The 19562-nt window shown below is 73.5% G+C and carries 19 protein-coding genes; 11 read left to right on the forward strand and 8 right to left on the reverse strand.

Annotation, left to right across the window (positions count from 1 at the left end; genetic code table 11):
• The first annotated feature begins 90 nt into the window (after positions 1 to 90).
• Positions 91 to 1179 (forward strand): SAM-dependent methyltransferase, encoded by a 1089-nt coding sequence (locus AB0J21_RS32610; protein WP_363149770.1) that lies wholly within the window; start codon positions 91 to 93, stop codon positions 1177 to 1179.
• Here AB0J21_RS32610 and AB0J21_RS32615 read toward each other — a convergent pair.
• Positions 1144 to 2286 carry an NADH-quinone oxidoreductase subunit D gene (locus tag AB0J21_RS32615; RefSeq protein WP_363149771.1) on the reverse strand — a complete coding sequence of 381 codons (1143 nt, stop codon included), beginning with the start codon at positions 2284 to 2286 and terminating at the stop codon, positions 1144 to 1146. The two genes, AB0J21_RS32610 and AB0J21_RS32615, sit on opposite strands and share 36 nt — an antisense overlap.
• A 32-nt stretch (positions 2287 to 2318) precedes the next feature.
• Here AB0J21_RS32615 and AB0J21_RS32620 point away from each other — a divergent pair, with 32 nt between their 5' ends.
• Both AB0J21_RS32620 and AB0J21_RS32625 read left to right on the forward strand, forming a co-directional pair.
• Positions 2319 to 2837, forward strand: coding sequence for a PH domain-containing protein (locus AB0J21_RS32620; RefSeq protein WP_363149772.1), 519 nt, complete (start codon positions 2319 to 2321; stop codon positions 2835 to 2837).
• Between the two features lie 104 nt (positions 2838 to 2941).
• The gene (locus AB0J21_RS32625; RefSeq protein ID WP_363149795.1) at positions 2942 to 4270 is read left to right on the forward strand and encodes a PH domain-containing protein; all 1329 of its coding nucleotides are present in this window, start codon (positions 2942 to 2944) and stop codon (positions 4268 to 4270) included.
• A gap of 212 nt (positions 4271 to 4482) precedes the next feature.
• Here AB0J21_RS32625 and AB0J21_RS32630 read toward each other — a convergent pair whose 3' ends face one another.
• From AB0J21_RS32630 to AB0J21_RS32645, 4 genes are all read right to left on the reverse strand, one after another.
• Positions 4483 to 5556, reverse strand: coding sequence for a hypothetical protein (locus AB0J21_RS32630; protein ID WP_363149773.1), 1074 nt, complete (start codon positions 5554 to 5556; stop codon positions 4483 to 4485).
• Between the two features lie 459 nt (positions 5557 to 6015).
• Positions 6016 to 7017 (reverse strand): ABC transporter substrate-binding protein, encoded by a 1002-nt coding sequence (locus AB0J21_RS32635; protein WP_363149774.1) that lies wholly within the window; start codon positions 7015 to 7017, stop codon positions 6016 to 6018.
• A gap of 153 nt (positions 7018 to 7170) precedes the next feature.
• On the reverse strand, positions 7171 to 7905 hold the full coding sequence (locus tag AB0J21_RS32640) for an ABC transporter permease (RefSeq protein ID WP_363149775.1): 735 nt from the start codon (positions 7903 to 7905) through the stop codon (positions 7171 to 7173).
• Positions 7902 to 8633, reverse strand: a complete 732-nt coding sequence (locus tag AB0J21_RS32645) for an ABC transporter permease (protein ID WP_363149776.1) — start codon at positions 8631 to 8633, stop codon at positions 7902 to 7904. The genes AB0J21_RS32640 and AB0J21_RS32645 overlap by 4 nt, the downstream gene beginning before the upstream one ends.
• A 316-nt stretch (positions 8634 to 8949) precedes the next feature.
• Here AB0J21_RS32645 and AB0J21_RS32650 point away from each other — a divergent pair, with 316 nt between their 5' ends.
• On the forward strand, positions 8950 to 10113 hold the full coding sequence (locus AB0J21_RS32650) for a betaine/proline/choline family ABC transporter ATP-binding protein (RefSeq protein WP_363149777.1): 1164 nt from the start codon (positions 8950 to 8952) through the stop codon (positions 10111 to 10113).
• Between the two features lie 51 nt (positions 10114 to 10164).
• Here AB0J21_RS32650 and AB0J21_RS32655 read toward each other — a convergent pair whose 3' ends face one another.
• Positions 10165 to 11340, reverse strand: coding sequence for an alpha/beta hydrolase-fold protein (locus AB0J21_RS32655; RefSeq protein WP_363149778.1), 1176 nt, complete (start codon positions 11338 to 11340; stop codon positions 10165 to 10167).
• A gap of 282 nt (positions 11341 to 11622) precedes the next feature.
• On the opposite strand from AB0J21_RS32655, the gene AB0J21_RS32660 reads away from it, so the two are divergent.
• The 7 genes from AB0J21_RS32660 (at position 11623) to AB0J21_RS32690 (ending at position 17524) form a co-directional block, all read left to right on the forward strand.
• Entirely contained in the window at positions 11623 to 13632 is a 2010-nt protein-coding gene (locus AB0J21_RS32660) for a phosphatidylglycerol lysyltransferase domain-containing protein (protein WP_363149779.1), read from the forward strand.
• A 63-nt stretch (positions 13633 to 13695) separates the two neighbouring features.
• Entirely contained in the window at positions 13696 to 14556 is an 861-nt protein-coding gene (gene folP / locus AB0J21_RS32665; RefSeq protein WP_363149780.1) for a dihydropteroate synthase, read from the forward strand.
• Positions 14553 to 15074, forward strand: coding sequence for a nuclear transport factor 2 family protein (locus AB0J21_RS32670; protein ID WP_363149781.1), 522 nt, complete (start codon positions 14553 to 14555; stop codon positions 15072 to 15074). The genes folP and AB0J21_RS32670 overlap by 4 nt, the downstream gene beginning before the upstream one ends.
• 329 nt (positions 15075 to 15403) lie before the next feature.
• Positions 15404 to 15763 (forward strand): dihydroneopterin aldolase, encoded by a 360-nt coding sequence (folB, locus tag AB0J21_RS32675; RefSeq protein ID WP_363149782.1) that lies wholly within the window; start codon positions 15404 to 15406, stop codon positions 15761 to 15763.
• Entirely contained in the window at positions 15760 to 16368 is a 609-nt protein-coding gene (folK, locus tag AB0J21_RS32680) for a 2-amino-4-hydroxy-6-hydroxymethyldihydropteridine diphosphokinase (RefSeq protein WP_363149783.1), read from the forward strand. The genes folB and folK overlap by 4 nt, the downstream gene beginning before the upstream one ends.
• A gap of 61 nt (positions 16369 to 16429) precedes the next feature.
• Complete coding sequence (locus AB0J21_RS32685; RefSeq protein ID WP_363149784.1) at positions 16430 to 16921, forward strand: DUF3180 domain-containing protein; 492 nt, start codon at positions 16430 to 16432, stop codon at positions 16919 to 16921.
• 141 nt (positions 16922 to 17062) lie between these two features.
• Positions 17063 to 17524 carry a hypothetical protein gene (locus tag AB0J21_RS32690; RefSeq protein ID WP_363149785.1) on the forward strand — a complete coding sequence of 154 codons (462 nt, stop codon included), beginning with the start codon at positions 17063 to 17065 and terminating at the stop codon, positions 17522 to 17524.
• A 78-nt stretch (positions 17525 to 17602) separates the two neighbouring features.
• Here the strand turns inward: AB0J21_RS32690 and AB0J21_RS32695 are convergent, their stop codons facing one another.
• Positions 17603 to 18604 carry an aldo/keto reductase gene (locus tag AB0J21_RS32695; RefSeq protein WP_363149786.1) on the reverse strand — a complete coding sequence of 334 codons (1002 nt, stop codon included), beginning with the start codon at positions 18602 to 18604 and terminating at the stop codon, positions 17603 to 17605.
• A 157-nt stretch (positions 18605 to 18761) separates the two neighbouring features.
• On the reverse strand, positions 18762 to 19367 hold the full coding sequence (gene folE / locus AB0J21_RS32700) for a GTP cyclohydrolase I FolE (protein ID WP_363149796.1): 606 nt from the start codon (positions 19365 to 19367) through the stop codon (positions 18762 to 18764).
• Positions 19368 to 19562 lie beyond the last annotated feature (195 nt).

A 19562-nucleotide genomic window follows, 5' to 3' on the forward strand; every position in this document is an offset into this window, starting at 1 on the left:
GGAGTCGCCCGGAGGGTCGATCCGGGAGTCGGGGCGTACTCCCCAAGGTGGAGGTGGAGTACCCCGGAAGCGGAGCCTAACCTTCGGTACGTGGACGACGAGTGGCGGGGCTGGCGGGCGGCGGCCGAGGAAGCGCTGTACGGGGCGGACGGCTTCTACCGGGGTACGGCGGGACCGGCCGCGCACTTCCGTACCTCGGTGCACGCCTCGGGCCGCTTCGCGCGGGCCGTGGCGCGGCTGCTCGGGGAGGTGGACGCGCTGCTCGGCGCACCGCCCCGGCTGGACTTCGTGGACATGGCCGCGGGCCACGGGGAGCTGGCGGCCGGGGTCCTCGCGGCGCTCCCCGAGGGGCTCGCGGCCCGGGTCCGGGCGTACGCGGTGGAACGCGCGCCGCGTCCCGCCGGGCTCGATCCGCGCGTCGAGTGGTGCGCGCGGCCCCCGTCCGGGATCACCGGCCTGCTGTTCGCCAACGAGTGGCTGGACAACGTTCCGCTGGACGTCGCCGAGACCGACGCCGAGGGGGTGGTGCGGCAGGTGCTCGTCGCCCCGGACGGCAGCGAGCGTCCGGGGCCGCCCGTGGTGGGCGAGGACGCGCGGTGGCTGCGCCGTTGGTGGCCGGTGGAGGGGCCCGGACCGGCGGCGGAGCCGGGGCGGCGCGCGGAGATCGGCCGGCCCAGGGACGAGGCGTGGGCCGCCGCCGCTTCCGGGCTGGAGAGGGGCCTCGCGGTGGCCGTGGACTACGCGCACCTCGCCGGCGCCCGGCCCCCGTTCGGGACGCTCACCGGCTTCCGGGAGGGCCGCGAGGTCACCCCCGTACCGGACGGCTGCTGCGATCTGACCGCGCACGTCGCACTCGACGCCTGCGCGGCCGCGGGCGCGCACCTGGGGCGCGGCGTGCTGCGCACCCAGCGGGAGGCGCTGCGGCTGCTCGGGGTGGACGGGCGGCGCCCGCCGCTGTCGCTGGCGACCCGCGATCCGGCGGCGTACGTCCGGGAGCTGGCGCTCGCCGGTCAGGGCGCGGAGCTGACGCGGCGCGGCGGGCTCGGCGACTTCCTGTGGCTGCTCCAGCCCGTCCGGCTGCCCACGCCGCAGCCGGGGCCCGGGGCGCAGCCGGGGCCCGGAGCGTCGGAGGTGTTGCGGGCGCTACTTGTCGATGTCGCCGACGACGAAGAACAGTGAGCCGAGGATCGCGACCATGTCGGCGACGAGGGTGCCGGGCAGGAGCACGGCGAGCGCCTGGATGTTGTTGTACGAGGCGGAGCGCAGCTTGAGCCGGTACGGGGTCTTCTCGCCCTTGGAGACGAGGTAGTAGCCGTTGATGCCGAGCGGGTTCTCGGTCCACGCGTAGGTGTGGCCCTCGGGCGCCTTGAGCACCTTCGGCAGGCGCTGGTTGACCGGCCCGGGCGGCAGTTCGGCCATCCGGTCCAGGCAGGCGTCGGCGAGGTCGAGGGAGTTGTACGTCTGCTCCAGCAGGCACTCGAAGCGGGCCAGGCAGTCGCCCTCCTCGCGGGTCACGACCCTCAGGTCCCGCTGGAGTTCCCCGTACGCGAGGTAGGGCTCGTCGCGGCGCAGGTCGAAGTCGACTCCGCAGGCGCGGGCGACGGGGCCGCTGACCCCGTAGGCGTGCACGTCGCGCACGGAGAGTTCGCCGACGCCCCGGGTGCGGCCCCGGAAGATCTCGTTGCCGAGGATCAGCCGGTCGTACACGTCCATGCGGGAGCGGACCGTGGCGACCGCCTGGCGGACCCGGCCGAGCCAGCCGAGCGGCAGGTCCTCCTTGAGGCCGCCGACCCGGTTGAACATGTAGTGCATGCGGCCGCCGGAGATCTCCTCCATGACGGCCTGGAGGTCCTCGCGCTCGCGGAAGGCGTAGAACATAGGCGTGATGCCGCCCAGCTCCAGCGGATAGGAGCCGAGGAACATGAGGTGGTTGAGGACCCGGTTCAGTTCGGCGAGCAGGGTGCGCGTCCACACGGCCCGCTCGGGGACCTCCATGCCGAGCATCCGCTCGACGGCCATGACGACGCCGAGTTCGTTGGAGAACGCGGACAGCCAGTCGTGCCGGTTGGCGAGCATGACGATCTGCCGGTAGTCGCGGGCCTCGAAGAGTTTCTCGGCGCCCCGGTGCATGTAGCCGATGACGGGTTCCGCGCTGACGATGCGCTCTCCGTCGAGGACGAGGCGCAGCCGCAGCACGCCGTGCGTCGAAGGGTGCTGCGGTCCGATGTTGAGCACCATGTCGGTGCTCTCCGCCGCGCCGCCGATACCGATCGTGGTCTCCGTCATGGGAGTCAGTGTCTCGCACCTACGCTGGAGCGATGGAGACGGGGACGCGAGACGAACCGGGCGGCGCCGAGCACGCCGCGACACCGGTGGCCGGGGACTGGCACGAACTGCCCCGGCAACTGCTCGGCCTGCGCAGACTGCTGCTCGCCCTGGCGACGGTGCCGGTCGCGGCGCTCCTCGGGGTACTGCTGGGCCTGTTCGCGGGCCCCGCGTGGGTCCTCTTCGCGCTGCTCCCGCTGCTCGTCCTCGCCTGGGGCCGGCGGCTGCTGGCGCGCAACTGGCGCTCGTGGCGCTACCGGGAGCGCGCCGACGACCTGCTCATCAGCCGGGGCGTGCTGTGGCGCCGGCAGACGATCGTGCCGTACGGGCGGATGCAGCTCGTCGAGGTGACCTCCGGCCCGGTCGAGCGCCGCTTCGGGCTCGCGACCGTCCAGCTGCACACGGCGGCCGCCGCCACCGACGCCCGTATCCCCGGTCTGCTGCCCGTCGAGGCGGAACGGCTGCGGGACCGGCTCACCGAACTCGGCCAGGCGCGATCGGCCGGGCTGTGAGCGGCCTCGCCGACGGCACCCCGGCCGCGCCCGAACCGGCCGGACTCAAGAAGCCGGGTACGGAGAGGCTCGGTGCGCGGGGGCCGGGCACGGGCCCCGGCGACATCGCGCTGTTGGAGCGGCGGCTGCATCCGCTCACGCCGCTGCGGCGGGCCTGGGCGCCGGTCGCGGTGGTCGCGGGCTGGGCCGTGCACGATCCCAACGGCGCGTACGAGCGTCTCTCCTCGCTCGCGACCAGCACGCTCCTGATCGCCGTCGCCGTCGTGGTGCCCGCCGCGTGTCTGTGGGGCGTGCTGTCCTGGTGGGTGACGCATTTCGCGGTGACCGACACGGAGCTGCGCATCCGCACCGGACTGCTGTTCCGGCGTACGGCGCACATCCGCCTGGACCGTCTCCAGGCCGTGGACATCACGCAGCCGCTGCTCGCGCGGATCGCGGGGGTCGCGAAGCTCAAGCTGGACGTGGTCGGCGCGAAGTCCAAGGACGAGCTGGCCTTCCTCGGCGCACCGGAGGCCCGGGCGCTGCGCGCGGAGCTGCTGGCCCGCGCCGCCGGTTTCGCGCCGGACGCGGCCCGCGAGGTCGGTGAGGCGGAGGTCAGCGAACTGCTGCGGGTACCGCCGCGCAGTCTCGCGGTCTCGGTCCTGCTGAGCGGTTCGACGGGCGGCACCCTGCTCGCGGCGGTCCTGGTCCCGGCCATGCTGTGGTTCGCCTCGCACAGCGTGTGGTCGATCCTCGTCACCGCCGTGCCGATCGTGGGGGCCGGGGCGACGCGGACGGTGCGCCGGTTCGTCACCGAGTACGACTGGACGGTCGGCGAGTCGCCCGACGGGCTGCGGCTGGACCACGGGCTGCTTGACCGTACGCACGAGACGGTGCCGCCCGGCCGGGTGCAGACGGTGCGGATCGTCGAACCCGTGCTGTGGCGGCGGGCCGGCTGGGTCCGCGTCGAACTCCACGTCGCGGGCTCCTCGAACACCGTCCTCGTTCCGGTCGCCCCGCGTGAGCGGGCCGAGCGGGTCATAGCGCGCGTGCTGCCCGGGGCCGCCGTGCCCACCGTCCTGTCCCGGCCGCCGCGCCGGGCGCGCTGGCGGCTGCCGCTGTGGTGGCGCGGGCACGGTCTCGCCGTCACGGACGAGGTGCTCGTCTCGCGGTCCGGGCTGGTGCGGCGCACCACCTCCCTCGTTCCGCACGCGAAGGTGCAGAGCGTCCGCTGGGAGCAGGGGCCGTGGGAGCGGGCGCTGCGGCTGGGCGGCGCGGCCGTCGACACGGGGGCGAACAAGACGGTACGGCTGCGCCTGCGGGACGTCGACGAGTCCCGGGCCCTGCTCCTGGAACAGGCCGACCGCTCCCGCACCGGCCGCCGGCTCGCGCTCCCCGACCAGTGGATGCGGCCGGGTGGAGGAGCGGCGGAGACTCCCGGGACCGGGGACTGAGCACGCGGTCCCACCGCCATGCACCACGCACGCACACGACCACACCGCACGACGGCAGAGCGCCGGGGTGCGTACGCGGCCTTCACCGTCGTACGCGCCCCGGCGCTCGGTCGTTCTCAGCGGCTCGGCGGGCTCAGTGGCCCAGCGGGCCAGTGGCCCAGTGGGCCCAGCAGACCCAACGGCTCGGCCGGTACCGTCCGTTGTCGTTCCGCTCAGGCCCGCATGGCCTGGCGCAGTCCGACGACGTCGAACTGTTCGGTCTCGTCGTGCGCGGTCAGGTCGATGACCTCGCCCGTCGCGCCACCGGACCCGGACCCGGCCCCGTCCGCGACTTGCCGCTCCTCGGACTCCGGTCCGGCCTGCGGGCCCGCGGGCGCCTGGTCCTGGGCCCGCGCCTGCGCGACGCTCTCGTGGCCGACGACGTCGGCGAGGTCCTCCCGCTGGACGGCCTCGATGGCCTCGCTGTGCGCGGCGCTCTCCCCCGCCTGCGTACCGAAGAAGTCGAAACCGCCCTGCGGCAGGCTGCGCCGGGCCGGCGGGGCCGGGGCGACAGCCGTCGCGGCGGCGATCTGCGGACGTCCGTGCGTGATCGGGGCGGCGGCCACCGGCACGGGGAAGGGCACCGCGGGCGCGACGGCGACCTCGTCCCTCGGCTCCTCGGCCCCGGTGGGCCGCGGGCCGGATGCCAGGCGGTCGAGGGCGGCGTTGGCCCGCGCGTACAGGCCGGCGGTCGCTTGTGCCGGAGCGGCGTCGCGAGCACCGGGCGACAGGCTCACCGGCGTGGAGGCACCGGCTGACGGTGCGGCGGGCAGAAGCGCCCTGGCCGGAGTAGAGGCCTCGATGGCCAGCTGCCTGCGGCCTTCGAGGGCGCTGGCCCGCTCGGTCTCGGCGGTCGCGTACCGCCGCAGCAGCGCCGCGTGCTCCCCGCGCAGCGCGGACAGCTCACCGCGCTTGGCGCGCAGTTTCCCGGCGAGTTTGGCCCGCAGCTCGCGGGACTCCTCCAGCTCGCTCTCCAGCTCCGCGACCTGTTCCTCGTGCCGCCACCGGTCGGCCTCGCGCGCCCGTCCGAGCTCCGCGACCCGCAGCCCGGCGACGCTGTCCCAGCGGCGCATGACGAAGGAACCGGCCAGCGCGGCGAGCGCCACGACCGCGGCCAGGGCACGCAGGACGAGGGCTTGTGAGCTGACCCAGGTACCTCCGGCGCCCAGGACGGCCACCACGGCGATGGTCGTGGGAGGCATCAGCCGGTGCAGGGGAGGAGAGTGGCGGTGACGTCCGTGTGGCATGGCCAGAAACTTACCGCGCGTAGGCGATTTACGGACCCCCGGCCGGAAATCTGTTGACCCGTCAGTTCCGGAACTCTCCCAAGCCCGCACTTACGGATCTCAATATTCCGGATCGAGGGCCCGCCGAGGACCCGGATTGGGGCGGCTGCGGACGGGCCGAGAAGGACGGGGAGTCACCGCGACCGGAAGGGACCGCGACCGGAAGGATCCGTATGGGGGAGGCAGCGGAATCGCGGAAGGATGTGACCGGCGAGAAGAGCGGTGAGAAGAGCGGTGAGAAGACCGGTGAGGAGGCGATTGCTTCCCCCCACCGGTCCCACGCCGACTGCTTTCCGCCACTTCCTGCCGCAGACCGAGCCCTCGGGCTTGCTGCCGAGCCGTGCCCAGGGCCCTGCTTGCCGACCCGGGCTCCGGCCCCCTTCTTGGTCGGCTCCGGCCCCCTTCCTGGTCGGCCCCGGACTACTTCTTGATCAGTCCCTTGGCCTTCAGGTAGTCCGCCGCGACGTCCTTCTCCTTGAGCCGCTCGGCGTCGACCTTGCGGTTGAGGTCCACGAGGTCCTCGGTCGTGAGGGTCTTCGTCAGTGCGCCGAGGGCGTCGGCTGTCTCCTGGCCGCCCGCGTCCTTGGTGTTGACCACGGGCAGGATGTTGTCCGCGTTCTGGAGCTTCTTGTCGTCCTTCAGGACGACCAGGCCGTAGCTCTCCAGAGTCGCGTCGGTCGTCGTGGTCAGCGCGAGCTGGTCCGTGCCGTCCTTGACGGCCTGCTTCGACTGGGGCGTGCCGACGCCCTTCGGGTCGATGCCGGTGACGTCGATGCCGTAGGTCTTCTTGAGTCCGGGCGCGCAGAACGGGCGGGTCGCGCATTCGTCACCGGCCGCGATCTTGACCTTGAGCTTCGACTTTCCCAGATCGGAAAGTGTCTTGAGCTTGTTCTTCTCGGCGAATTCCTTCGTCACGACGTAGGCGTTCTGGTCGACGGCGTTCCCGGCGGGAAGCGCTTTGATCCCTTCCGGTTCCGCGAGCTTGTTGAGCGCTTCGACGGTCTCGCCGATGTCGCTGGAGGCGACCGGCTCCGCCTTCTCGCCGTTCTTCGCGTGGTTGAGCCATTCCGCGAGGGTCGCCGCGTATTCGGGGACGACGTCGATGGAGCCCTTGCGCAGCTCCGGCTCGTAGACCTCACGGTTCTGCACGGTCTTGACGGACGTGCGGTAACCGGCGTCGCCGAGGACTCCGGCGTACAGCTCGGCGAGCACCTTGGCCTCGGTGAAACGGGCCGCGCCGATCACCAGCGAGCCCTTCTTGCCGCTGTCCGCACCGCTGTCCGAGCCGCTGGACACCTTGTCGGAGGAGCCCTTTCCGGAGTCCTCCAGGCTGTCGCCGCCGCACGCGGTGAGCCCCGCGGCGAGCGCCGCGGTCGCGAGAACCGCTCCGGCCGTGCGCGCACGGCGCGAGTTCCTGTACATGCGATCTCCATAGGGGTGTCGAACGGCCCGGAAGGGCCGGGTATGGCTGATGGGCTGACGGGAGTGGGGAGTGGGTGAAGTGCGGTGAGAAGGAGCGGGGAGCCCGGCGGCGGGGGCGTGAGCGGCGCTCGGGTGCCGGGACGGGACCCGGGCTCAGGCGCCCGCCGCGGAGGCGGTCGGCACCTCGGGGAGTTCGGCGACCCGGTCGGGGGTCTTGCGGCGGCTACGGCGCCGCATCGGGTCGGCGATGCGGGCGAGCGCCACCAGGAGCCCTTCGAGGAGCAGCGCGAGGACGGCGACGAGCAGGGCGCCCGCCACGACCTGCGCGGTGTTCTGGAGGTTGAACCCGGCGGTGATGATCCGGCCGAGCCCGCCGCCGCCCGGGATCGCGGCGAGCGTCGCGGTGGCCACAGTCTGCACGGCGGCGCTGCGGACGCCCGTCATGATCAGCGGGAAGGCGAGCACCACCTCGACCTGGCCGAACACCTGCCGGCCACTCATGCCCATGCCGCGCGCCGCCTCGACCACGGAGCGGTCGGCCTCGCGCATCCCGATGTACGCGTTGGTGAGGACGGGCGGGATCGCGAACAGGACGAGTGCGATGAGCGTCGGCACCTCGCCGTACTGCCGCAGCGGGGTGATCGACAGCAGGGCCAGCAGCGCCAGGGTGGGCACCGCCCGCCCCACGTTGGAGATGTTGACGGCGAGGGCGCCGCCCCTGCCGAGGTGGCCGAGGGTCAGCGCTATCGGGAGGGCTATCGCGCAGGCGACGAAGAGCGAGGCCCCGGTGAACCACAGGTGTTCCAGGAGGCGGTGCGGCACCCCGTTCTCGCCCTGCCAGTGGGAGCCCGTGGTGAGCCAGGTCCAGGCGCCGGTCAGCTCGTTCATATCGCCTCCGCCGGGTCGGGCCGCGCGGCCGGAGCGGACTGCGCGACGGGGCTGCGCGGGCGCCGGGCCCGGGTCCACGGCGTCAGCAGCCGCTGCAGGCCCAGCAGCAGGACGTCCGCGAGGATCGCGAGGACCACGCACAGCACCGAGGCCGTGAGCACCTGTGCCTTGAAGGTGGTGTCGAGCCCGTCGAGGATGAGGGTGCCCAGGCCCCCGTAGTCCACGATGGCGCCGACCGTGGTGAGGGCGACCGTCGAGACCGTCGCGATGCGCACCCCGCCCAGCAGCGCGGGCAGGGACAGCGGGAGTTCGACCTCCCACAGCAGCCGCCACGGCCCGTAGCCCATGCCGCGGGCCGCCTCCCTGGCCTCCTCCGGGACCGAGGCGAGCCCCGCGAGGATGTTCCGCACGAGGATCGTCAGCGAGTACAGGACCAGGCCCGTGACCACGAGGGAGGCCGAGAGCCCGAACACGGGCAGCAGCAGCGAGAACATCGCGAGCGAGGGGATCGTGTAGAGGATCGTCGTGATGCCGAGGATCGGCCCGGCGAACGCCCTGCTGCGGCGCGCGAGCAGCGCGAGCGGCAGGGCCACGAGGAGCCCGAGGGCCACCGAGACCACGGTGATCAGGACGTGCTGCACCGTGGCGTCGACCAGTTCCTGGCCGCGGGTGCGCAGATACTCGCCGCAGATCCACTCATTGGTGACCAGGCAGTTCTGTCCGCTCACGCGCGACCCACCTCCCCCAGCGTCTTCGAGTCCCCGGACCTCCCGAGAACAGCGGTCCGGCTACCCGCCCGGCGGTGCGCCAATCACACCGCGTCAGTACCGTGACCTGGCACGCCCGTACGGGGTGCGCCAGGTGGACGAGCCGTGAGCCGTGACCGCGATCCGGCCGGCCCGCCTGCTCCGGCCACCCGCGCTCGCACGGACGAACGACCCATGCGTGACCCTAACCCCCGCCTCGGACAATCGACGGAACCGTCGTATTCGGGCAACGAGCGGCAACACTGTCTTCACAAACAACCCGCCACAATGGGGACCCATGATCCGGTTCGAGCAGGTCAGCAAACGGTACGAGGACGGCACCACGGCTGTGGACGGCCTCTCCTTCGAGGTCGCGGAGGGCGAACTCGTCACACTCGTCGGCCCCTCGGGCTGCGGCAAGACCACGACGATGAAGATGGTGAACCGGCTCATCGAACCCACCGAGGGCCGGATATTCCTGGACGGTGAGGACATAGCGGGCGTCGACCCCGTCGAACTGCGGCGCCGCATCGGCTACGTGATCCAGCAGGTCGGTCTCTTCCCGCACAAGTCGGTGCTGGACAACACGGCCACCGTGCCGCATCTGCTGGGCTGGAAGAAGGCGAAGGCGCGGGCCCGCGCGGCCGAGCTGCTCGACCTCGTGGGCCTGGACCCGGCGGTCTTCGGCGACCGCTACCCCGAGCAGCTCTCCGGCGGGCAGCGCCAACGCGTCGGCGTGGCCCGGGCCCTGGCCGCCGACCCGCCCGTACTGCTGATGGACGAGCCCTTCGGCGCCGTCGACCCCGTCGTGCGCGAGCGGCTCCAGTCGGAGTTCCTGCGCTTGCAGGCCGCCGTCCACAAGACCGTGCTGTTCGTCACGCACGACCTTGAGGAGGCCGTCCGCCTCGGGGACCGCATCGCCGTCTACGGGCAGGGCCGCATCGAGCAGTTCGACTCGCCGAGCACCGTCCTCGGCTCCCCCGCCACCCCCTACGTCGCCGACTTCGTGGGCGCCGACCGCGGTCTCAAACGCCTCTCGGTGACGCCGATCGAGCCCGGCGACCTCGAACAGCCCCCGGTCCTGCGCCTGGACGACCCGCTGAGCGCCGTCGCGGACCGGCTGGCCGCCGAGGGCGCGCGCTGGGCCGTCGTCCTCGACGCCCAGGGCGCGCTGCGCGGCTGGATCGGCGCCGAACACGCGCGCGCGGACGGGGTCGTCGGCGACCGGGTCCGCCGCATGGAGGCGTGGCTCCCGGTCGGTGCGACGCTCAAGCAGGCGTTCTCGACGATGCTCCAGCACGACGCCGGCTGGATCGCGGTGACCGACGAGAGCGACGGCGGCACCTTCCTCGGCGTCCTGACCCCGGCCCGGCTGCACGAGGCGCTGCGCCGCTCGACGGCCGCCGACGCCCGGGACCTGGACCGCGCCGAGGTCGAACTGGAGACGGTCAACGGGGCCTGAGTCCGTGCGGGTTCCGGTGGCCGCCCCTCCCGGCGGCGGCCACCGGAACCGTCAGCGCGCCTCCCCCGGCGTACCGAGCCGTTCGCTCAGCCAGCGCAGGGTCGCGGGGATCTCCCGGCGCCACGTCGTGAAGTTGTGACCGCCGCTGTCCAGGATGACCGAGGAGATCCGGGTGGGCGGCCGCACGAGGCCCAGCAGCTCCCGGGTGTCCGCGTAGTTGTCCTCCCCGTGCCTGCTGGTGCTGACCAGCAGGGACGTACGGGGCGGCGGCGACTCGCGCAGCACCCGCAGCAGGTCGGCGCGGCGCCGCAGGGAGGCGTCCCCGTGGAACAGGTCCCCCGTCGTGGGGTCCTCGGCCGCCCGGTAGTACGCGGAGAGACCGGCGCCCGCCGCGTAGACCCCGGGGTGGTGCACGGCGAGCTTCAGCGCGCAGTAGCCGCCCGTCGAGTCACCCACCGCGCCCCAGCCCTCCCCCGGCCGCGCCACCCGGTAGTGCGCGGCCACCGCGCGCGGCAGGTCCTTCGCGAAGTAGCTCTCGGCGGCGGGCCCGCCCGGCACGTCGACGCACTCGGTGTCACGCGGCGGGGCGACCGTGGGCCGCAGCATGACCAGCACCATGGGCCTGGCCCGCCCCGCCCGCACCTCCTCGCGCAGCGTCTGCGGATAGTGCAGCCCCGTCACCAGCGCCGAGGCCGTACCGGGGTAGCCGGTCAGGACGGTCACGGCGGGGAAGCGGTAGTCGCGCCACTGCGGCTGGAAGTACTCGGGCGGCAGATAGACGAGCGCCGGGCTCGCGATCCGTGAGGCACGGCCCGCGATCTCCACCTTCTCGATCCGCCCGCCGGTCCGCTCCCCGCCACCGCCGGGTACGGGTTCCTCGCCCAGGACCCGTACGGCATCGGCCCGTCCGCTCACGTCCACCGCCCCGGACGCCCCCGGCCGCACGGAGGCCGCGCCCTGGTCGATGACGATCCCGGGTGTCCGCTCCCGGCCCAGCAGGTCCGCCCACGAGGCGTAGAACCCGAAGGTCTGGTTCACGGCGAGCGCCACGACGCAGAACAGCAGGGCCTGCGTGGTCACGAGCAGACCGGCCCGCCCCAGCACCGAGCGCCAGGACGTACGGGCCAGCCGGGGCCACACCCACACCGTTCCCGCGAAGCACAGCAGCGTCACCGCAGCGGCCGCGATCAGGAGCCCACGCCCCGTCAGGCCCACGACCCACCCCACGCCCGGCCCGCGTCCACCCCTCGCCCGCACCCACGTCTTGGTTCTCGCCCGCCCACGTCTCTCCTCGCCACGCGCACCGCCCCGCCCCGGGGCGTACGCGTCGCCCCGCCGCGCCGCGGCCGCTTCTCACTTCTCCGCCGGTCCTGATGACTCGTTCTTTCCGGACGGTTTGCCGTCTTGGATGAACCCGCCTGCCGTATCCCGCGTCCTAAGGAGCGCAATCCACCGAATGCAGCTCTTTGCGCTCGGTGACACGTTCGTTCGCACATGTACGGGAATGCGATGGCTGTGGAAGTAGATGGGGAACGCGGCACCGGGGTTCCCCCGAGCCCCACGGGCACCGCACCGGTCCCGGCCGCCAGGCGGGGCGGAGCCGACAAAGCCGCCTGCGGCGGCACCTCCCGCACCACTACCGACAGAGCCGTCGCCAGAGCGAACAAGGCGGCCACAGCGGATGTTTCACGTGAAACATCCCCCTCCCCCGAGCCTCGGGCCCGGCGCCTCGCGCTCCCCGGCCCCCGCCCCGAATCCGTCCCGGCGCTCGTCTCCGGCGCGGGCACCCTGGTGGGCCTGCTGGACATCGCCGCCGGGGTCTTCCCCCGCTTCCGGCACAGCTGGATGCACAGCCTGGCCGAGGTACTGCCCGGAACCCTCGGCCCCTTCGCCGCCGCTCTCGCGCTGAGCGTCGGCATCCTGTTGCTGCTCCTCGCCCACGGCCTGCGGCGCGGCAAACGGCGGGCCTGGCAGGCGACCATGGTGCTGCTCCCGGTCGGTGCCGCCGCCCAGTACGTGTACCGGCACTCGCTGTGCGGCATCCTCATCCCGCTCGCCCTCCTGGCCGTGCTGTGGCGCCATCGCGCCCAGTTCCAGGCCCTGCCCGATCCGCGCGGACGCTGGCGCGCCCTGGCCAACCTCGCGGTCCTCGGCACCGGTTCCGTCCTGCTCGGGCTGCTCGTCGTCAGCGCCCACCCGGGCCGTGTCGTCGGCCACCCGGGCCTCGGCGACCGGCTCCAGCACGTACTGCTCGGGCTGGTCGGCGTCGAGGGGCCCGTCGGGTACGACCACACCACCTCGTGGACGGTGGGCACCTCGCTCGGCGCGCTCGGCCTGCTCACCGCCGTCACCACGCTCTACTTCGCGCTGCGCCCCGAACACCCGGTGGCCCGGCTCGACGCGCGGGACGAGGAGCGGCTGCGCGCCCTGCTGGAGCGGCACGGCGCCCGCGACTCGCTCGGCCACTTCGCGCTGCGCCGCGACAAGAGCGTCGTCTTCTCCCCGAGCGGCAAGGCCGCCGTGTGCTACCGCGTCGTCTCCGGGGTGATGCTCGCGGCCGGTGACCCGATCGGCGACGTCGAGGCGTGGCCCGGCGCCGTCGAACGCTTCCTCGCCGAGGCGAAGGCGCACTCCTGGACACCCGCCGTCATGGGCTGCGGCGAGACCGGCGCCCAGGTCTGGTCCCGCGAGGCCGGTCTCGACGCCCTGGAGATCGGCGACGAGGCCATCGTGGACACCGCCGGGTTCTCCCTGTCCGGCCGCGCGATGCGCAACGTGCGCCAGATGGTCACCCGCATCGAACGCGCCGGATACGAGACCCGGGTGCGCCGCGTGTCCGACGTACCCGCCGAGGAACTGGCCCGGATCGCGGCCGCCGCCGCGCACTGGCGCGGCAGCAGCACCGAACGCGGCTTCTCGATGGCGCTCGGCCGGCTCGGCGACCCCGAGGACGGCGACTGTCTGATCGCCACCGCCCACCGCGCCGAACCGGCCGGGCCCGCGCATCCGGAGTCCGCGCCGGCCACCTCCCCGTACGGCGATCTGAGGGCGGTCCTGCACTTCGTGCCCTGGGGGCCTGACGGCGTCTCGCTCGACCTCATGCGCCGTGACCGCGCGGCCGACCCCGGTATGAACGAACTGCTGATCGTCGCGGCGCTGCGGGCCGCCCCGGGGCTCGGGGTGCGCCGGGTCTCGCTCAACTTCGCGATGTTCCGCGCCGCCCTGGCCCGGGGCGAGCGCATCGGCGCGGGCCCCGTCCTGCGGGCCTGGCGCGGGCTGCTGGTCTTCCTCTCCCGCTGGTTCCAGATCGAGTCGCTGTACCGCTTCAACGCCAAGTTCCAGCCGCGCTGGGAACCGCGGTACGTCGTCTTCGGCGCGAGCCGCGACCTGCCGCGCATCGGGCTCGCCGCGCTGCGCGCCGAGGGCTTCCTGAGCCTCCCGCCGCTGCGCGCACCGCGCCGCCGGGCCCGCGCCGCCGGGCCGAAGGAGCCCGCCCGCTCCCCGGCACGGGCCGCCTGACCGGCCGGGACCCCGCGCTCGCGCCCCTCCGCCCCCGGCACCCCGACCGCCTACGCTGGGCCCATGAGTACGTTGCGAGGGCGCGGTCGCGTCGAGGGTCTGCCCGAGTGGGACCGGTGCGCGGTCATGGGGGTCGTGAACGTGACCCCCGACTCCTTCTCCGACGGCGGGCGCTGGTTCGACACCACCGCCGCCGTCAAGCACGGCCTGGAACTCGTGGCCGAGGGGGCCGACCTCGTGGACGTGGGCGGGGAGTCCACCCGCCCCGGCGCCCCCCGCGTCGACGAGGCGGAGGAACTGCGCCGCGTCCTGCCCGTCGTCCGCGGACTCGTCTCCGAAGGGGTCACGGTCTCCGTCGACACGATGCGGGCGAGCGTCGCCGAACAGTCCCTCGCGGCCGGGGCGGTCCTCGTCAACGACGTGAGCGGCGGTCTCGCCGACCCCGCGATGATCCCCGTCGTGGCGGCGGCGAACGCCCCGTTCGTCGTGATGCACTGGCGCGGCTTCAGCGAGGGCATGAACCAGCGGGCGGTCTACGCCGACGTCGTCGGCGAGGTCGTCACGGAGCTGCGGCAGCGCATCGAGGCGGTCGTCGAGGGCGGAGTCGCCCCCGAGCGGGTCCTCGTCGACCCGGGTCTCGGCTTCGCGAAGCAGGCCGCGCACGACCTCGCCCTCGTCGCGCACCTGGACCGGCTGCGCGAACTGGGCCGGCCGCTGCTCGTGGCCGCCTCCCGCAAGCGGTTCCTCGGCCGGGTCCTCGCCGGGCCGGACGCGAGCCCGCCCCCGGCCCGCGAACGGGACGCCGCGACGGCCGCGGTCACCACGCTGTCCGCCGCCGTCGGCGTCTGGGGCGTCCGGGTCCACGAGGTCCGCGCGAGCGCCGACGCGGTGCGCGTGGCCCGTGCCGTGGAGGCGGCCCGATGACGGCCCGCACGGCGGCCGAAGAGGTCGAGCAGGCGAACGCGGCCTACTACGCGGCGGTCGAGAGCGGCGACTTCGACGCCCTGTCCGGGCTGTGGATCGACACGACGGACGACGTCAACGACGGCGACGGCTCCGACGTGTCCTGCGTGCACCCCGGCTGGCCGGTGCTGAACGGGCGCGGCGAGGTCCTGCGCAGCTATGCGCTGATCATGGCCAACACCGAGTACATCCAGTTCTTCCTGACCGACGTCACCGTCAGCGTGCACGGCGCGACGGCGCTGCTGACCTGCACGGAGAACATCCTCAGCGGCGCCCCCGCCCCCGAGGACGAGGAGGGCCCCGGCCCGCTCATCGGCCAGCTCGTCGTCGCCACCAACGTGTTCCGCCGCACGTCCGACGGCTGGAAACTGTGGTCGCACCACTCCTCACCGGTCCTCACCGCGTCCGACGACGAGGAGGACGGCGAGGACGAGACCGACGGGGAACCGGGCGGCCCGGGCGACGCCACCCCGGCCTGACCGCTCCCGGCGCCCCCAGCCACTTCCGGCCCGACCGGGACCCGGCCCGACCGGAATCCGGCCCCGCCACCCGGCCGCCCCGCCCGCAAAGCCCGCCTCCTGGATTGCGCCGCTGGACGACTGGGTAGGGGCGTCGGACATCGGCGGCACACCCCCCGTGCCGTCCCGGGAGCCGGGTCCGGGACACCCGTCGACACGGCCTGTCCGTGCGCGCGGGTAGATTCGAACGCATCAGGAATTCGACCGCACCGGACGCATGCGATCGAGCCGCGTCCCGAACGAACTCGTCGGCGCGGCCACCGAGACCGACGACAGCTGGAGTGATTCGCGTGGACCGTGTCGCGCTGCGGGGCCTGCGGGCCCGGGGACACCACGGCGTGTTCCCGCAGGAACGCGAGGAGGGCCAGACCTTCCTCGTCGACATCACTCTGGGGCTCGACACCCGTGCGGCGGCCGCCGAGGACGACCTGACGAAGACCGTGCACTACGGAGTGGTCGCGGAAGAGGTCGTCGCGATCGTCGAGGGCGAGCCGGTCGACCTCATCGAGACACTCGCCGAACGCATCGCGGCGAGCTGCCTCAAGCACGAAGGGGTACGGGAAGTGGAGGTGTGCGTGCACAAACCGTCCGCCCCCATCACCGTGCCCTTCGACGATGTGACCGTCACCATCAGCCGGAGCCGAGTATGACTGCATTTGACCAGGGCCAGGGCGACCCCACCGTCCAGCCGGTGCCCGCCTCCGTGGTCGAGCGGGTGGACGCGGCGGACACCACCCTCTCCAACCCGCACCGGGCCGTCGTCGCGCTCGGCAGCAACCTGGGCAACCGCCTGGAGACCCTCCAGGGCGCCATCGACGCGCTGGAGGACACCCCTGGCCTGCGGGTCAAGGCCGTGTCCCCGGTCTACGAGACGGAGCCCTGGGGCGTCGAACCGGGCAGCCAGCCCTCGTACTTCAACGCCGTCGTCGTGATCCGCACCACCCTGCCGCCCTCCTCGCTGCTGGAGCGCGCGCACGCCGTGGAGGAGGCCTTCCACCGCGAACGCGCCGAGCACTGGGGGCCGCGCACCATCGACGTGGACATCGTCACGTACGCCGACGTCGTCTCCGACGACCCGGTGCTCACCCTGCCCCACCCGCGCGCCCACGAACGCGCCTTCGTCCTCGCCCCGTGGCACGACATCGACCCCGAGGCGACCCTGCCCGGCCGCGGCGAGGTCACCGAACTCCTCGCGTCCGTCACCCGCGCCGGTATCGCCCCGCGCACCGACCTGGAACTGGTCGTCCCCGAATAGCCGTTAGGGTCGGTGAGGCGGTGACGCCGGGCCGGGCCCGGCGCGGGAAGGCGAGGACGAAGTGAAGCAGCTCCGTATCAGGGTGATGGCCGGCATCTTCGTGGTGGCCGGGGTCCTCTCCTGGGCGGGCGCCCGGCTGTGGGACTCGCTCTCCACCCTGCCGAGCGTCCCGGTGGCCGCGCCCGTCGTCCTCTTCGTCGTCGCGATGCTCCTGCTCGCCACGGCCCTGTCGATACGGTCCCGGCTGCGCGCCCAGCGCGAGCGCCGCCCCGGCGCCCAGGGCGTCGACCCGCTCCAGGCCGCCCGCGCCGTCGTCCTCGGCCAGGCCAGCGCCCTCGTGGTCTCGCTGGTCGCCGGGGCGTACGGCGGCACCGGTGTCTTCCTGCTGACCCAGCTCGACGTCCCCGCCCGCCGCGACCAGGCGATCTACGCGGGCCTCACCGTGCTGGCCGGGATCGCGGTGGCCGCGGGCGCCCTGTTCCTGGAACGGGTCTGCAAGCTCCCCGACGACAAGGACGAGGGCGGCCCGGGGGCCGCCAGGCCCTCCGCCTGAGCGAGCGCCCCACCGCGCGGACGGTCCGGCGCGCAGATGGCCGGCTCAGCGCACAGACGGCCCGCGCGATGCGGCCCCGGCGCCGCGCCCCGCCCGCGAATGGCCACGGCGGCGGACGGTGCCTCTCATAGACTCCCGCCCATGCCGACGACGCCACGAGTCCCGCCCGCCCGCCGCGTCGTGGCCGATCTCGCCGGAGCCGACTATGCCTCGGCGTTCACCGTGCCGGCCGCCGGGCTGGACTCCCGCACCGCCGCGTACTGGGCGCGGGCGGTCGTCCTGGGAGCACCGTTTCCCGTGCGGTGGGCGCTGCTCGCCGGCTGGCGCCACGTCCTCGGCCTGCGCCTGGCCCCGACGTACGCCCCGGGCCACGTACTGGGCTGGCCCGTCGAACAGGACGAGCCGGGCGCGATCACCCTGCGGGCGCGCTCCCCGCTGCTCCTCGCCCGCAGCACCGTGTCCGTCGACGCCGTGGGACTCACCTGGACCACCCGCGTCCACTTCGAGCGCCGCGCCGGACGAACCGTCTGGGCGGCGGCCGCCCAGGTCCACCACCGGCTGCTCCCGCTCCTCCTGCGCCGGGCAGTCCGGCGGGAGGCGTGAGGGCCGGTGGGGGGCGGGGTGCCCGGCCATGAGGACACCAGGCACCAGGCACCCGGCGAGCAGCACCCGGCACCGCGTCTACAGCAGCGTCCCGCCCGCGATCTCGGTCCCGGAGAGCACCTCGTCGATCCGCCCCAGCACCTCCGCGTCGAGCGTGACGTGGGCAGCCGCCAGGTTCTCCTCGATGTGCGCCGGGGTACGGCTGCCGGGGATCGGTACGACGTTCTCGCCCTGGTGCAGCAGCCAGGCGAGCGCGAGCTGCGCCGGGGTGATCCCGAGCTCCGCCGCGATCCCCCGCACCGGCGCGAAGCGGTCGTTGTTGGCCCGCAGGTTGGCCGCGTCGAAGCGGGGCGCGTGGTGCCGGAAGTCCCCCTCCGACAGCGCCGCCACCTGACCGCTCAGGAACCCGGCGCCCAGCGGCGACCACGGCACCACGCCCACACCCAGCTCCCGCGCCGCCGCCAGCAGCTCCGGATCGGCCGGGCGCCACATCGACCACTCCACCTGTACGGCCGCCACCGGATGCACCGCGTGCGCGGCCCGCAACTGCCCGGCGGTCACGTTGGACAGCCCGAGATGCCGTACGAGACCGTCCGCGATCAGCTCGGCGACCGCGCCCACCGTGTCCTCGAAGGGCACGACCGGGTCCGGGTAGTGCGGGTAGTACAGGTCGATGTGCTCGACGCCGAGCCCCCGCAGGCTGGCCTCCGCATAGCCCCGCACCTGCTTCGGGTCACCGTTGACGGCCAGCTCCCCGAAGGCGTACCCGACGGGGAAGGGATGCGGCTCCACGCCCTCTGGCAGCCGGAACCCGAACTTGGTGGCCACCGCCGCCTCACCGCCGTACGCCTTCAGGACCCGGCCGACCAGACGCTCGTTGTGGCCGTCGGCCCCGTACCCGTCGGCGGTGTCGATCAGCGTGGCCCCGGCATCGAGCGCCGCCCGCAGCGCCCTCTCCCCCCGCCCGTCGTCCACCTCGCCGTACACCCCGGGCGAGAGCACCATGGCCCCGACCCCGAGTGCGGACACCTCAAGGCCGCCGAGACTGCGAGAGGGAAGTGAGACAGGCTGCGCGTTCATCGAAACCACCGTCCGACCGAGGAGAGCGGGCCCTCCCCGGGCCCGGCGGCCCAAGTCTCACCGGAAGGGCGAACAGGCGTCCAATACCATTTCCCATAGCCATGAGGCATGGGTTGCGGCGCAAGCGCGGGTGGCCGGGAGAACGGTGCCGCCGGAGTCAGCGGGCCATGATCAGGCTCATCGCCTCGGCGCGGGTCGTGGCGTCGCGCAGCTGACCGCGTACCGCCGAGGTGATCGTCTTCGCACCGGGCTTTCGCACCCCGCGCATCGTCATGCACATGTGCTCGCACTCGATGACGACGATGACGCCGCGCGGCTCCAGGATCCGCATGAGCGCCTCGGCGACCTGCGTGGTCAGCCGCTCCTGGACCTGCGGACGGCGCGCGTACACATCGACCAGCCGGGCCAGTTTGGACAGCCCGGTGATCTTCCCGTCCGCCGAGGGGATGTAGCCGACGTGCGCGACGCCCACGAAGGGGACCAGATGATGTTCACAGCTGCTCTGTACTTCGATGTCCTTGACGAGCACCATCTCGTCGTGGCCCAGGTCGAAGGTCGTGGTCAGGACGTCCTCGGGCTCCTGCCACAGACCCGCGAATATCTCCTTGTACGCGCGGGCCACCCGGGCGGGCGTCTCGCGCAGGCCCTCGCGGTCGGGGTCCTCGCCGACCGCGATGAGGAGTTCGCGCACGGCGTTCTGGGCGCGCTTCTCGTCGAACACGCCGATCCTGCCCTCGCCGTCCAGGGTCACCGGGTCGGTCATCAGTGCCTCGTTCCTGTGCATGTCACCGGGGTGCTCGGCCCGCGGTGCCCTCGTCGTGCGGCCCTGCCGGCCCGGGGGTGGGAAAAGCCCGTGCCCCCCAGGCTAGTGCCGCAGCAGGCAATGTTCGCCCCGTCGCGACGCCCGGCACGTCCTCTCGCCGCACCGGCCGAAAACCCAAGTACGTCCAGTACTAGG

It is taken from the genome of Streptomyces sp. NPDC049954 (genome assembly GCF_040656295.1).
Classification (GTDB): Bacteria; Actinomycetota; Actinomycetes; order Streptomycetales; family Streptomycetaceae; genus Streptomyces.